This window comes from Pseudomonas sp. P42 (assembly GCF_017973755.1).
Classification (GTDB): domain Bacteria; phylum Pseudomonadota; class Gammaproteobacteria; order Pseudomonadales; family Pseudomonadaceae; genus Aquipseudomonas; species Aquipseudomonas iridis.
Genome location: NZ_JACOPU010000003.1, coordinates 297,032 through 310,151, shown reverse-complemented (window position 1 = coordinate 310,151; position 13,120 = coordinate 297,032). Strand labels below are relative to the sequence as shown.

Annotated in this window: 12 protein-coding genes; 9 read left to right on the top strand and 3 right to left on the bottom strand. The window is 59.7% G+C overall.

The window, feature by feature from the left end:
* The first annotated feature begins 22 nt into the window (after positions 1-22).
* Positions 23-448, top strand: coding sequence for a DUF4399 domain-containing protein (locus tag H8B20_RS10790; RefSeq protein ID WP_210623122.1), 426 nt, complete (start codon positions 23-25; stop codon positions 446-448).
* A gap of 119 nt (positions 449-567) precedes the next feature.
* Here H8B20_RS10790 and serA read toward each other — a convergent pair whose 3' ends face one another.
* Positions 568-1,797 carry a phosphoglycerate dehydrogenase gene (gene serA / locus H8B20_RS10785; RefSeq protein ID WP_042561624.1) on the bottom strand — a complete coding sequence of 410 codons (1,230 nt, stop codon included), beginning with the start codon at positions 1,795-1,797 and terminating at the stop codon, positions 568-570.
* A 204-nt stretch (positions 1,798-2,001) separates the two neighbouring features.
* Here serA and H8B20_RS10780 point away from each other — a divergent pair, with 204 nt between their 5' ends.
* The 4 genes from H8B20_RS10780 (at position 2,002) to H8B20_RS10765 (ending at position 6,392) form a co-directional block, all read left to right on the top strand.
* Complete coding sequence (locus H8B20_RS10780; RefSeq protein WP_210623121.1) at positions 2,002-3,396, top strand: FAD-binding oxidoreductase; 1,395 nt, start codon at positions 2,002-2,004, stop codon at positions 3,394-3,396.
* Positions 3,397-3,437: 41 nt separating this feature from the next.
* Positions 3,438-4,103: a fumarylacetoacetate hydrolase family protein gene (locus tag H8B20_RS10775; RefSeq protein ID WP_042561622.1), complete on the top strand. Its 666-nt coding sequence runs from the start codon at positions 3,438-3,440 to the stop codon at positions 4,101-4,103.
* Positions 4,104-4,361: 258 nt separating this feature from the next.
* A complete protein-coding gene (locus H8B20_RS10770) occupies positions 4,362-5,285 on the top strand; it encodes an SdiA-regulated domain-containing protein (protein ID WP_210623120.1) in 924 nt (307 codons plus the stop codon).
* Between the two features lie 189 nt (positions 5,286-5,474).
* A complete protein-coding gene (locus H8B20_RS10765) occupies positions 5,475-6,392 on the top strand; it encodes an SdiA-regulated domain-containing protein (protein ID WP_210623119.1) in 918 nt (305 codons plus the stop codon).
* 146 nt (positions 6,393-6,538) lie between these two features.
* Here H8B20_RS10765 and rpiA read toward each other — a convergent pair whose 3' ends face one another.
* Positions 6,539-7,213 (bottom strand): ribose-5-phosphate isomerase RpiA, encoded by a 675-nt coding sequence (rpiA, locus tag H8B20_RS10760; RefSeq protein ID WP_210623118.1) that lies wholly within the window; start codon positions 7,211-7,213, stop codon positions 6,539-6,541.
* A gap of 147 nt (positions 7,214-7,360) precedes the next feature.
* Here rpiA and ilvA point away from each other — a divergent pair, with 147 nt between their 5' ends.
* Together ilvA and H8B20_RS10750 are read left to right on the top strand one after the other, a co-directional pair.
* Positions 7,361-8,875 (top strand): threonine ammonia-lyase, biosynthetic, encoded by a 1,515-nt coding sequence (ilvA, locus tag H8B20_RS10755; protein ID WP_210623117.1) that lies wholly within the window; start codon positions 7,361-7,363, stop codon positions 8,873-8,875.
* Positions 8,876-8,915: 40 nt separating this feature from the next.
* The gene (locus H8B20_RS10750; RefSeq protein WP_042561617.1) at positions 8,916-9,329 is read left to right on the top strand and encodes a DUF2269 family protein; all 414 of its coding nucleotides are present in this window, start codon (positions 8,916-8,918) and stop codon (positions 9,327-9,329) included.
* 104 nt (positions 9,330-9,433) lie between these two features.
* Here the strand turns inward: H8B20_RS10750 and H8B20_RS10745 are convergent, their stop codons facing one another.
* Complete coding sequence (locus H8B20_RS10745) at positions 9,434-10,090, bottom strand: histidinol-phosphatase (RefSeq protein ID WP_210623116.1); 657 nt, start codon at positions 10,088-10,090, stop codon at positions 9,434-9,436.
* 143 nt (positions 10,091-10,233) lie between these two features.
* Between H8B20_RS10745 and H8B20_RS10740 the strand changes: the two genes are divergently transcribed.
* Positions 10,234-10,713 (top strand): RNA pyrophosphohydrolase, encoded by a 480-nt coding sequence (locus H8B20_RS10740; RefSeq protein ID WP_003229203.1) that lies wholly within the window; start codon positions 10,234-10,236, stop codon positions 10,711-10,713.
* Between the two features lie 22 nt (positions 10,714-10,735).
* The gene (gene ptsP / locus H8B20_RS10735; protein ID WP_210623115.1) at positions 10,736-13,015 is read left to right on the top strand and encodes a phosphoenolpyruvate--protein phosphotransferase; all 2,280 of its coding nucleotides are present in this window, start codon (positions 10,736-10,738) and stop codon (positions 13,013-13,015) included.
* Positions 13,016-13,120: the final 105 nt, after the last annotated feature.

The window sequence follows — 13,120 nt, the reverse complement described above, 5'->3', positions numbered from 1 at the left end:
TACGGAAAAACTGGAGAAGAAAATGAAAAGCTTTATGTCACGTGCTGCGCTGGCGGGTGTGCTGATGGGTGTTTCGGTGTTGGCCAGTGCGGCGACGCCGGCGCCGAAAGATGCTGAAGTGTTCATCGTTTCTCCCGAGGACGGTGCGACGGTTTCCCAGGAATTCAAAGTCAAGTTCGGCGTCAAGAACATCGCGCTGGCGCCCGCGGGTGACGTCACCAAGAACACCGGCCACCATCATCTGCTGATTGACGTCGACGACCTGCCGGCTGAAGGCGCACCTATCCCGACTGATGCCCACCACATGCATTTCGGCAAGGCGCAGACCGAAGCCACGATCAAACTGGCCCCCGGCAAGCACACCTTGCAGCTGATTCTTGGCGACAGCGGCCATATGCCGTTTGACCCAACGATCGTTTCCGAAAAAATCACCGTCAACGTCAAATAAAAAAGGGAGCCCTTCGGGGCTCCCTTCTTTTATCAGCTGCGAGCTACAAACTGCGAGCTTCAAGCAAAAGCAGAAGCGAACATCACTTGCCGCTTGTAGCTTGAGGCTTGTAGCTGTTCTTAAAAAAGAACCCGGCTACGGATGGTGCCGGTGACGTGTTGCAGCTTCTCTTGCGCCAGCTCCGAGTACTCGGCGTCGACGTCGATCACCACGTAGCCGACCTTTTCGTTGGTCTGCAGGAACTGACCGGAGATGTTGATGCCGTTTTCGGCGAAGACCTTGTTGATCTCCATCATCACACCCGGAATGTTCTCGTGGATGTGCAGCAGGCGGTGCTTGCCAGGGTGAGCCGGCAGGGCCACTTCCGGGAAGTTGACCGACGAAACGGACGTACCGTTGTCGCTGTACTTGACCAGTTTTTCCGCCACTTCCAGACCGATGTTGGCTTGCGCTTCGGCGGTCGAGCCACCGATGTGCGGGGTCAGAATCACGTTGTCGAGGCCGCGCAGCGGGCTTTCGAACTCTTCGTCGTTGGAGCGTGGCTCCACCGGGAATACGTCGATGGCGGCGCCGATCAGGTGCTTGTCCTTGATTGCTGCGGCCAGGTGATCAAGCTCGACCACGGTACCGCGTGCAGCGTTGATCAGGATGCCGCCCTTCTTGATGGCGCGGATTTCCTTCTCGCCGATCATCCACTGGGTCGCAGCGGTTTCCGGAACGTGCAGGGTGACGATGTCGGACATGCCCAGCAGTTCGTGCAGGTTGTTGACCTGCGTCGCGTTGCCCAGCGGCAGCTTGGTCACGGTGTCATAGAAGTACACCTGCATGCCCAGGCCTTCAGCCAGAACCGACAGTTGAGTACCGATCGAGCCGTAGCCGACGATGCCCAGCTTTTTGCCGCGGATTTCGAAGGAGTTGGCTGCGCTCTTGATCCAGCCGCCACGGTGGCAGGAAGCATTTTTCTCAGGGATGCCGCGCAGCAGCAGGATGGCTTCGGCCAGCACCAGCTCGGCAACGGAACGCGTGTTGGAGTATGGCGCGTTGAACACGGCGATACCGCGCTCGCGGGCAGCACTCAGGTCAACCTGATTGGTGCCGATGCAGAAACAGCCGACGGCTACCAGCTTCTTCGCGTGATCGAAGATCTCTTCGGTCAGTTGGGTGCGAGAACGAATGCCGATGAAGTGAGCGTCAGCGATCTTTTCCTTGAGCTGGGCTTCCGGCAAGGAACCTGTCAGGTATTCGATGCTGGTGTAGCCCGCCGCCTTGAGGACGTCGACAGCCGATTGGTGGACGCCTTCGAGAAGAAGGAACTTGATCTTGCTCTTATCGAGAGAAGTCTTGCTCATCTGCGTAAACCTGTATCCCGGAGAAAAATGGCAGGAAATGGTCAACAGAGGCTGACCGCGACGGCAGGAAAGCCGTCACCGCAGAAAGGCCGTTGGGCACTGGCCTGCGGGGTCGGTATGCTAGCATAGCCGCCCCGCTAAACACTCATTCCTGCGACGTGAAGCGTTCTCAGGATGACCATGAATTGTTCGAGAGTTCTGTCGATGACCAATCCTGCCCTGATTGATGAACTGAAGACCCTGGTCGAGCCTGGCAAGGTCTTGACCGATGCCGACTCCCTGAACACGTATGGCAAGGATTGGACCAAGCACTTCGCCCCGGCGCCCAGCGCCATCGTGTTTCCCAAGACCGTCGAGCAAGTGCAGGCCGTTGTCCGTTGGGCCAACGAACACAAGGTCGCGCTGGTGCCTTCGGGCGGGCGGACCGGGCTGTCTGCCGCTGCGGTGGCGGCCAATGGCGAAGTGGTCGTGTCGTTCGATTACATGAACCAGATTCTCGACGTGAACCTCACTGACCGTACCGCCGTTTGTCAGCCGGGCGTGGTCACCGAGCATTTGCAGAACGTCGCCGAAGAAAAAGGCCTGTACTACCCGGTGGACTTCGCTTCGGCCGGTTCCAGCCAGATTGGCGGCAACATCGGCACCAATGCCGGCGGGATCAAAGTCATTCGTTACGGCATGACGCGCAATTGGGTCGCGGGCATGAAAGTCGTTACCGGCAAGGGCGACGTGCTGGAACTGAACAAGGACCTGATCAAGAACGCCACCGGTTATGACTTGCGTCAGCTGTTTATCGGCGCGGAAGGCACCCTTGGTTTTGTGGTTGAAGCGACCATGCGCCTGGATCGCGCGCCGAAAAATCTCACGGCGATGGTGCTGGGTACCGCGGATTTCGACTCGATCATGCCGGTGCTGCACGCCTTTCAGGGCAAGCTCGACCTCACCGCTTTCGAGTTCTTCTCCGACAAGGCCCTGGCCAAAGTCATGGGCCGTGGCGACGTTCCGGCGCCGTTCGAAACCGATTGCCCGTTCTACGCCCTGCTGGAATTTGAAGCGACTACTGAAAAAGTGGCCAACAGCGCGCTGGAAACCTTCGAGCATTGCGTTGAACAGGGCTGGGTCCTCGATGGCGTGATGAGCCAGAGCGAAACCCAGTTGCAGAACCTGTGGAAACTGCGCGAGTACATCTCCGAGACCATCTCGCACTGGACGCCGTACAAGAACGACATCTCGGTCACCGTCTCGAAAGTCCCGGCATTTCTCAAGGAAATCGACGCGATCGTCGGCAAACACTATCCCGATTTCGAAATCGTCTGGTTCGGCCACATCGGCGATGGCAACCTGCACCTGAACATCCTCAAGCCGGACAACCTGAGCAAGGACGAGTTTTTCGCCAAGTGCGCCACCGTCAACAAATGGGTGTTCGAAACCGTCGAGAAGTACAACGGTTCGATTTCCGCTGAGCACGGTGTGGGCATGACCAAGCGCGACTACTTGACCTACAGCCGATCGCCGGTCGAGATCGAGTACATGAAAGCGGTCAAAGCGGTGTTCGATCCGAACGGCATCATGAACCCGGGCAAGATCTTCGCGGTTTGATCTGTAATTCTTGATGAATAAATGAAGGCAGGAGTCGGTAAATGAGCTATCAGCACCAGTACGTCGACGGCACGCGCATTCACTTCCCGATCGGGAAAGTCGTGTGCATTGGCCGTAATTACGCCGAACACGCCAAGGAACTGGACAACCCGGTGCCTACCGAGCCGCTGCTGTTCATCAAACCCGGCAGTTGTGTGGTGCCGCTGGACGGTGGTTTCAGCATTCCGACCGAGCGCGGCTCGGTGCACTACGAAGCGGAAATCGCCGTGTTGATCGGCAAGCCGCTGTCGACCAAACCCAGCCGTGAAGAAGTGCTGGATGCGATCTCCGGTTTCGCCCCGGCGCTGGACCTGACCCTGCGCGACAAGCAGGCCGAGCTGAAAGCCAAGGGCCTGCCGTGGGAAATCGCCAAGTCGTTCGACGGCGCGGCCGTGCTTGCGCCGTTCGTGGTTGGCAGCACCTTCGCGGACCTGACCGACATCGGTATCCGCCTGACCATCAACGGTGAGGTGCGTCAGGACGGCAACAGCAGCGCGATGCTCAACCCGATCGTGCCGATGATCCAGTACATGGCCGGCTGCTTCTCGCTACAGGCCGGTGACGTGATCCTGACTGGCACACCGGCTGGCGTCGGCCCGCTGAATGTCGGCGATGAGATCGTCCTCGAACTGGTTGGCGCCAACAGCTTCAACAGCAGCGTGCGCTAACCGCCACACCCTGTGAGAGCGAGCCTGCTCGCGAAGGCGTCAGGTCAGTCGACATCATTGCTGACTGACATTCCGTCTTCGCGAGCAGGCTCGCTCCCACATGGTTTTTGCTGCCCTGAAGATTGGTGGCAGCAAACGTCAATCCCGCCATTTGCCGTTTTTTTCACATCCTGTCTGGATAATTCCCGCAATTCTGGCGTCCTAGCCGGCCTCTTTATGCTATTACCCATAGCCTGAATTTTCGGAAAGCGTCCCTTGATGTCATCTCAAACTCAGCTCAAACCCCCACGCCGGTCGCGTTTCGCCATGCGCTGGTATTCCTGGTTGCTGCTGGCGATTGCCGCCGCGTACGGCTTGGCGTTTGCCATGCATTGGGATGACCGGGGTTTGCTGTGGGTGCTGGAACGCTTTGAAAGCAAGGCCGAGCAAAAGGAAAGCATCTGGCTGCCGGACTATCGGGTGGTGATTGATGCCAAGTCATTGCCGGGCATGGAGAAGGACGAAGCATCGGACCTCGCCTACAACCCGCAGACCAAAACCCTGTTTTCGGTGATGGGCAAGAATCCGTTCCTCGTCGAACTGAGCCTGCAAGGCGAGGTGCTGCGCAAGATGCCGCTGGTGGGCTGGAGCAATCCAGAAGGCCTGACCGCCATGGAAAACGGCCTGATGGCGATCGTCGATGAGCGCCAGCACATGCTGTCGATCGTCAAGGTCGATGCCGACACCCGCGAACTGAACATCGCCAATTTTCCCAAGTACGACCTCGGCCCGTCGAAAGACCAGAACAAAGCCTTCGAAGCGATCACCTGGGACCCGCGCAACCAACAATTGCTGCTAGGTGAAGAACGGCCAGCGGCGCTGTTCACCTGGAAAAGCGATGGCGGTCAGACCCTGAAAGGCGACAAGCAGAAGCTGTCCAGCGATGAGCTGGATATCCGCAATCTCTCCGCGTTGGCAACCGATCCGCGCACTGGCCACCTGCTGGTGCTGTCCGCCGATTCTCACCTGTTGCTGGAACTGGACGAGAAGGGCGAGCAAGTCAGCTTCATGACCCTGCTCGGCGGTTTCAACGGCTTGAAGAACACCATTCCCCGCGCCGAAGGCGTGACCATGGATGAGGCGGGCACGCTGTACATGGTCAGCGAGCCGAACCTGTTTTATCGCTTCGAAAAGCACAAATAACTCACTCCCTGTAGGAGCTGCCGAAGACTGCGATCTTTTGATCTTGTTGTTAAAGATCAAGATCAAAGGATCGCAGCCTTCGGCAGCTCCTCCACAGGTTGTCTTGTGGTTCAAGGCAAGTGGCCATTAAGCTTCAGTTCAGTCAGGCGTGATATTTCATCCGCCTGCCTTGATTCCGAGCCCGCCCGAATGCGTCGACTTGCCCGCCCCAAACCGCTGTTGCTCATCTTTTCGGTGATTGCCCTGATCGCGCTGCTCGCGATCGGCCAATACATGCGCCTGTTCGAACGCGCCTGGTTCAACCTGCACACCTTATGGCAGCCGCTGAGCAGCGAGGCCATTGGCCTGGACCAGTATCGCGTGGACATCGAAGCGCGCGTCATCGACGGGCTGGACGACGATGTGTCGGCGCTGACCTACGATCCGGTGCGCGACAGCCTGTTCACCGTGACCAACAAGAATTCCGAACTGGTTGAACTGTCGCTGGAGGGCAAGATCCTGCGGCGCATCCCGCTGATTGGCTTCGGCGACGCAGAGGCAGTCGAGTTCATCAGCGCCGATACCTACGTGATCACCGATGAGCGTCAGCAGCGACTGATCAAGATACATCTGGAAGAAGACACCACTTTTCTCGACGCGGCGGACGCCGAGCAGATGACCCTCGGTGTGCACATGGCCGGCAACAAGGGGTTTGAAGGTCTGGCGTACGACTCGGTGGGCAAGCGCTTGTTCGTCGCCAAGGAGCGCGACCCGATGCTGATCTACGAAGTGCACGGCTTTCCTCACTTCAATTCGGAAAAGTCCTACGCGGTGCACGTGATCAACAACCCCAAACGCGATGCCGGGATGTTCGTGCGCGATCTGTCGAGCCTGCAATACGACGAGCGCAGCGGCCATTTACTGGCGCTGTCGGATGAGTCGCGGCTGATTCTGGAGCTGGATGTCAACGGGCGCCCGCTCAGCACCATGTCGCTGAGCAAGGGCCGGCAAGGCTTGCAGAAAACCGTTCCGCAGGCGGAAGGCATTGCGATGGATGATGACGGGACGTTGTATCTGGTGAGTGAGCCGAACTTGTTCTATGTCTTTAAAAAACCAGCACAACCCTGACTAGCGCCATAAAACACTGTGGGAGCGAGCCTGCTCGCGAAGGCGTCGTGTCAGCCAATGAAAATGTTGGCTGAACTGGCGCTTTCGCGAGCAGGCTCGCTCCCACAGGTTTATTCGTCTGCCCATTAATTTCGGGCAGTCTGGGCTTACTCAGCCTTCAGCGTCTTCACGCCTTCACTCGTACCCAGCAACAGCAAATCCGCCGGACGCGCCGCGAACAAGCCGTTGGTGACCACGCCGACAATCGCGTTGATCTGCGCTTCCAGCTCCACCGGGTTGGTGATCTGCAGGTTGAATACGTCGAGGATGATGTTGCCGTTGTCGGTCAACACGCCTTCGCGGTACACCGGGTCGCCGCCCAGCTTCACCAGTTGACGAGCGACGTGGCTGCGGGCCATCGGGATCACTTCGACCGGCAGCGGAAACTCGCCCAGCACCGGCACCAGTTTGCTGGCGTCGGCGATGCAGATGAAGGTCTTGGCCACGGCCGCTACAATTTTCTCGCGGGTCAGGGCTGCGCCGCCGCCCTTGATCAGGTTCAGGTGTGCGTCGCTTTCGTCGGCGCCGTCGACGTAGAACTCCAGGTCGCTGACCGTGTTCAGCTCATACACCGGAATTCCGTGGCCCTTCAGGCGTGCGGCAGTGGCTTCGGAGCTGGCGACTGCGCCATCGAACGCGCCCTTGTACTTTGCCAGCGCATCGATGAAGCAGTTGGCGGTGGAGCCGGTGCCGACACCGACGATGCTTTTGTCGTCGAGTTTCGGAAGGATGAAGTCGACGGCGGCCTGCGCCACTGCCTGTTTGAGTTGATCCTGGGTCATGCGGGCTCCGGAAGCGGGCAAGGGGAGAACGGAAAGGCCGGCATTATAGCCTCAAGACTGTCTAAAACCTCTGGATTCGTGTGGTCGTGTGCCCAAAAGCCGGGTTAGACTCCGTGGTCCCGCCCAACCCGCTCAGTGATGCTTCCGATGCTCGAACAGTACGTCAAAAAGATCCTCACCTCGCGCGTTTATGACGTTGCCGTAGAAACCCCGCTGCAGAATGCTCGCCAGCTCTCCGAGCGGCTGGGTAATGACATTTGGCTCAAGCGCGAAGACTTGCAGCCCGTGTTCTCCTTCAAGATTCGCGGCGCCTACAACAAGTTGACCCAGTTGACCGACGAAGAGCGCGCCCGTGGCGTGGTCACCGCGTCGGCGGGCAACCATGCGCAAGGTCTGGCCCTGGCGGCGAAAGTGCTGGGCGTGAAAGCCACCATCGTCATGCCCAAGACCACCCCGGAAATCAAGGTCGAGGGCGTGCGTTCGCGTGGCGGCAAAGTGGTGCTGCACGGTGATTCGTTCCCGGAAGCCCTGGCCTACTCGCTGAAACTGGTCGACGAAAAAGGCTACGTCTACATCCACCCGTACGACGATCCGCATACCATTGCCGGGCAGGGCACCGTGGCGATGGAGATTCTGCGCCAGCACCCGCAACCGCTGGACGCGATTTTCGTCCCGGTCGGCGGCGGCGGGTTGATTGCCGGCATCGCGGCTTACGTGAAATACCTGCGTCCGGACATCAAAGTCATCGGCGTCGAGCCGGACGATTCCAACTGCCTGCAAGCGGCGATGGCTGCCGGTGAGCGCGTCGTGCTGCCGACCGTGGGCATCTTCGCCGACGGCGTGGCGGTGGCCCAGATTGGTCAGCACACCTTCGACATCTGCAAAGACCATGTCGATGAAGTGATCACCGTGAGCATCGACGAAATCTGCGCGGCGATCAAGGATATCTACGACGATACCCGCTCGATCACCGAACCTGCCGGCGCCTTGGGTGTGGCCGGGATCAAGAAGTACGTCGAACAGCGCGGCGTCAGCGGCAAGACCTTCGTCGCCATCGACTCGGGTGCCAACGTCAACTTCGACCGCCTGCGCCACGTCGCCGAGCGTGCCGAACTGGGCGAGGGCCGCGAAGCGATCATCGCCGTGACCATCCCCGAGCAGGCCGGCAGCTTCAAGGCGTTTTGCGAGGCCATCGGCAAGCGCCAGATCACCGAATTCAACTACCGCTACAACACCGGCAGCGAAGCGCACATCTTCGTTGGCGTGCAGACCCACCCGGAGAACGACCCGCGCAGTGCATTGCTGGCGAGCCTGACCGAGCAGGGTTTCCCGGTGCTGGACCTGACTGACAACGAACTGGCCAAGTTGCACATCCGCCATATGGTCGGTGGACGCGCGGCGCACGTGGTTGATGAAGTGGTGCTGCGCTTCGAATTCCCGGAACGACCGGGCGCGCTGTTCAACTTTCTCAACAAGCTCGGCGGGCGCTGGAATATCTCGATGTTCCACTACCGCAACCACGGCGCGGCGGACGGGCGTGTGGTCGCCGGCCTGCAAGTACCCCACGATGAACGTCATCTGGTGCCGGCGGCGCTGGCGGAAATCGGTTACCCCTACTGGGACGAAAGCGATAACCCGGCCTATAAGCTGTTTCTTGGCTGAGCGGCTACGCTGATGGGCATGACCCAAGGAAGAGAAATACATGGAAACCCTGACAACCCTGAAAGTCCTTCACGTCGCGGCGACCGTGGTCATACTCGCGAGCGGGCTGGGACTTGCCGCTCTGACCTGGCGTAATCGCAGCGAAGGGCCGGCCAGCACGATGCAGCGTCCGTGGCTGTTTATCTGGTGTTTGATGCTGATCGGTATGCTGAGCATGCCTTTCACCGGCTGGTGGCTGGTGCACCTGATCGGCTGGCCGCTGGGGCAGTTCTGGATTCTGGGGTCCAGCGTGATCTATGCCGTGGCCACGTTCAGTGCGGTCTGGTTGCTTGTGCGGCTTAATCGGCTGTGGACAACCGGGGTGGGCAACCGCAAATTCAACCTGGCGCTGGCCATTGTGAGCGGTGTCGGATTTCTCGCCATTGCGGCGTTGATGGGGGCCAAGCCGGTTTAAGGCTTGAGACCGAGTCGACCCCTTCACGAGCAGGCTAGCTCCCACAGGGGACTTGTGAATGGCACAGATCCAATGTGGGAGCGAGCCTGCTCGCGAAAGCGGTATCAGTCGCGCAGAGTCATTACCGGCCAGCCACGCTTCTGGGCTTCGGCGCGCAAATTCGGATCCGGATCAACCGCTACCGGATTCGCTACCTGCTCCAGCAGCGGCAGGTCATTCATCGAATCGCTGTAGAAATAGCTGTCTTCCAGCGAATACCCGGTCTCTTCCAGCCAACGATTCAGGCGCGTTACCTTGCCTTCACGGAAGCACGGAACGTCGGTGCTGCGCCCGGTGTAGCGGCCATCAATCATTTCGCATTCAGTGGCGATCAGGGTTTCAACACCCAAACGAGCAGCGATCGGCGCGGTGACGAAGCGGTTGGTCGCGGTGATGATCACCAGTTTGTCGCCGGCGTCACGGTGCTTTTTCAGCAGTTCCAGCGCCTTGGGCAGCATGATCGGCTCGATGCAGTCGCGCATGTAGTCGCGGTGCCATTGATCGAGCACGGCCATGTCGGTGCGGCCGAGGATCTCCAGGCAGAAGTTCAGGTACGCGGCGTTATCCAGTTTGCCGGCCAGGTAATCCTGATAGAACTCGTCGTTGCGCGTCTTGTACGCAATCGGGTCGAGGAAGCCGCGCTCGCACAGATAGTCGCCCCAGGCGTGATCGCTGTCGCCGCCCAGAAGGGTGTTGTCCAAATCGAATAAAGCCAGGCGCATTGCAGTTACCCGCTGATAAGTCTGTAAAAAGGCGACAAGAATACGGTCTTTTCACAAGAGTGCACATAAGGTAGGAAGCTTCGTTGCCGCCTTATGAACCTTTGTGGAACAATGCGGCGACATGCGTTTGCGAGGTTGTGCCCGTGATCGACCCCGATGGTTTCCGCCCCAATGTCGGGATCATTCTGACGAATGACGCCGGCCAGGTGCTATGGGCTCGCCGTATCAATCAAGATGCCTGGCAGTTTCCGCAAGGGGGAATCAACCCTGAGGAGACGCCGGAAGACGCCTTGTACCGCGAGCTGAACGAAGAAGTTGGCCTGGAACGTGAAGATGTTGAAATACTGGCCTGTACTCGAGGCTGGTTGCGCTATCGTTTGCCGCAACGTCTGGTGCGTACCCACAGCCAACCGCTGTGCATCGGCCAGAAACAGAAATGGTTTCTCCTGCGCCTGATCTCCAACGAGCAACGGGTGCGGATGGATTTGACCGGTAAACCGGAGTTCGATGGCTGGCGCTGGGTCAGCTATTGGTATCCGTTGGGCCAGGTGGTGACATTCAAGCGCGAGGTGTATCGCCGCGCCCTCAAAGAGCTTGCCCCGCGCCTTTTAGCGCGCGACTGACGACGGAGTTCGACCCCGAGCCATGCTCAATACGCTGCGCAAGATCGTCCAGGAAGTTAACTCCGCCAAGGATCTCAAGGCGGCGTTGGGGATTATTGTGTTGCGCGTCAAAGAGGCCATGGGCAGCCAGGTCTGCTCGGTCTACCTGCTTGATCCCGAGACCAACCGCTTCGTCCTGATGGCCACCGAGGGCTTGAACAAGCGCTCGATCGGCAAGGTCAGCATGGCACCCAACGAAGGTCTGGTCGGTCTGGTCGGCACGCGTGAAGAACCCCTGAACCTCGAAAACGCCGCGGATCACCCGCGCTATCGCTACTTCGCCGAAACCGGCGAGGAGCGTTATGCCTCGTTCCTCGGTGCACCGATCATTCACCACCGCCGCGTCGTCGGCGTGTTGGTTATCCAGCAGAAAGAGCGTCGCCAGTTCGACGAAGGTGAAGAAGCCTTCCTCGTGACCATGAGCGCGCAGCTCGCAGGCGTTATCGCCCACGCCGAGGCTACGGGGTCGATTCGTGGTCTGGGTCGTCAGGGCAAGGGTATTCAGGAGGCCAAGTTCGTCGGCGTGCCGGGCTCGCCGGGTGCGGCGGTCGGTACCGCGGTGGTCATGCTGCCGCCTGCCGACCTGGACGTGGTGCCGGACAAGACCATTACCGACATCAACGCCGAACTTGGCTTGTTCAAGACCGCCATCGAAGGCGTGCGCGCCGACATGCGCGCCCTGTCCGCCAAACTGGCGACCCAATTGCGCCCGGAAGAGCGCGCGCTGTTCGACGTCTACCTGATGATGCTCGACGATGCCTCGCTGGGCAGCGAAATCACCACGGTGATCAAGACCGGTCAGTGGGCGCAGGGCGCACTGCGCCAAGTGGTCACCGAACACGTCAACCGTTTTGAGCTGATGGACGATGCCTACCTGCGCGAGCGGGCATCGGACGTCAAAGACCTCGGTCGCCGTCTGCTTGCCTACCTGCAGGAAGAGCGTCAGCAGAATCTGGTCTACCCGGGAAAAACCATTCTGGTCAGCGAAGAGCTGACCCCGGCGATGCTCGGCGAAGTGCCGGAAGGCACGCTGGTCGGTCTGGTTTCGGTACTCGGTTCGGGCAACTCCCACGTCGCGATCCTGGCCCGGGCCATGGGCATTCCGACGGTAATGGGTCTGGTCGACCTGCCGTACGCCAAGGTCGACGGTATCGAATTGATCGTCGACGGCACACGCGGCGAGGTCTACACCAACCCCAGCGAAGTACTGCGCAAGCAGTTCGCCGAGGTGGTGGAAGAAGAGAAACAACTGGCGCTGGGTCTCGACACCCTGCGCGACCTGCCCTGCGTGACCCTCGATGGCCACCGCATGCCGCTGTGGGTCAACACCGGCCTGCTGGCGGACGTGGCGCGGGCGCAGAAGCGCGGCGCCGAAGGTGTCGGTCTGTACCGCACCGAAGTGCCGTTCATGATCAACCAGCGCTTCCCGAGCGAAAAAGAACAACTGGCGATCTACCGCGAGCAGCTCGCCGCGTTCCACCCGCAACCGGTGACCATGCGCAGCCTCGACATCGGCGGTGACAAGTCGCTGTCGTACTTCCCGATCAAGGAAGACAACCCGTTCCTCGGCTGGCGCGGGATCCGCGTGACCCTCGACCACCCGGAAATCTTCCTGGTGCAGACCCGCGCGATGCTCAAGGCCAGCGAGGGCTTGAACAACCTGCGCATTCTGCTGCCGATGATCTCCGGCACCCACGAACTCGAAGAAGCCCTGCACCTGATCCACCGGGCCTGGGGCGAAGTGCGCGACGAAGGCACCGACGTGCCGATGCCGCCGATTGGCGTGATGATCGAGATTCCGGCAGCGGTGTATCAGACCAAGGAACTGGCGCGGCAAGTGGACTTCCTGTCGGTCGGCTCCAACGACCTGACCCAGTACCTGCTGGCAGTCGACCGCAACAACCCGCGTGTCGCCGACCTCTACGACTACCTGCACCCGGCCGTGCTGCAAGCCTTGCAAAACGTGGTGCGCGACGCCCATGCCGAAGGCAAGCCGGTCAGTATCTGCGGCGAGATGGCCGGTGATCCGGCAGCGGCGGTGCTGTTGATGGCGATGGGTTTCGACAGCCTGTCGATGAACGCCACCAACTTGCCGAAGGTGAAGTGGATGCTGCGTCAGGTGAACCTGAGCAAGGCCAAGGAGTTGCTGGCCGAGCTGATGACTATCGACAATCCGCAAGTTATCCACAGCTCACTGCAATTGGCGCTGAAGAATCTCGGTTTGTCGAAGATGAATCCGCCAGCGGTCAACAAGGCCCTCTAAAAGGCCAATGGCTTCATCGCTGGCAAGCCAGCTCCCACAGGGATCTTCAGTGAGCACGACATCTGTGAGCACCCAAGAAACCTGTGGGAGCTGGCTTGCCAGCGA

Coding starts and splice junctions, on each gene's coding strand:
- H8B20_RS10775 (WP_042561622.1), top strand. CDS start 3,438: ATGAGCTATCAGCACCAGTACGTCGACGGCACGCGCATTCACTTCCCG.
- H8B20_RS10765 (WP_210623119.1), top strand. CDS start 5,475: ATGCGTCGACTTGCCCGCCCCAAACCGCTGTTGCTCATCTTTTCGGTG.
- H8B20_RS10770 (WP_210623120.1), top strand. CDS start 4,362: ATGTCATCTCAAACTCAGCTCAAACCCCCACGCCGGTCGCGTTTCGCC.
- ptsP (WP_210623115.1), top strand. CDS start 10,736: ATGCTCAATACGCTGCGCAAGATCGTCCAGGAAGTTAACTCCGCCAAG.
- ilvA (WP_210623117.1), top strand. CDS start 7,361: ATGCTCGAACAGTACGTCAAAAAGATCCTCACCTCGCGCGTTTATGAC.
- H8B20_RS10750 (WP_042561617.1), top strand. CDS start 8,916: ATGGAAACCCTGACAACCCTGAAAGTCCTTCACGTCGCGGCGACCGTG.
- H8B20_RS10745 (WP_210623116.1), bottom strand. CDS start 10,090: ATGCGCCTGGCTTTATTCGATTTGGACAACACCCTTCTGGGCGGCGAC.
- rpiA (WP_210623118.1), bottom strand. CDS start 7,213: ATGACCCAGGATCAACTCAAACAGGCAGTGGCGCAGGCCGCCGTCGAC.
- H8B20_RS10790 (WP_210623122.1), top strand. CDS start 23: ATGAAAAGCTTTATGTCACGTGCTGCGCTGGCGGGTGTGCTGATGGGT.
- H8B20_RS10780 (WP_210623121.1), top strand. CDS start 2,002: ATGACCAATCCTGCCCTGATTGATGAACTGAAGACCCTGGTCGAGCCT.
- serA (WP_042561624.1), bottom strand. CDS start 1,797: ATGAGCAAGACTTCTCTCGATAAGAGCAAGATCAAGTTCCTTCTTCTC.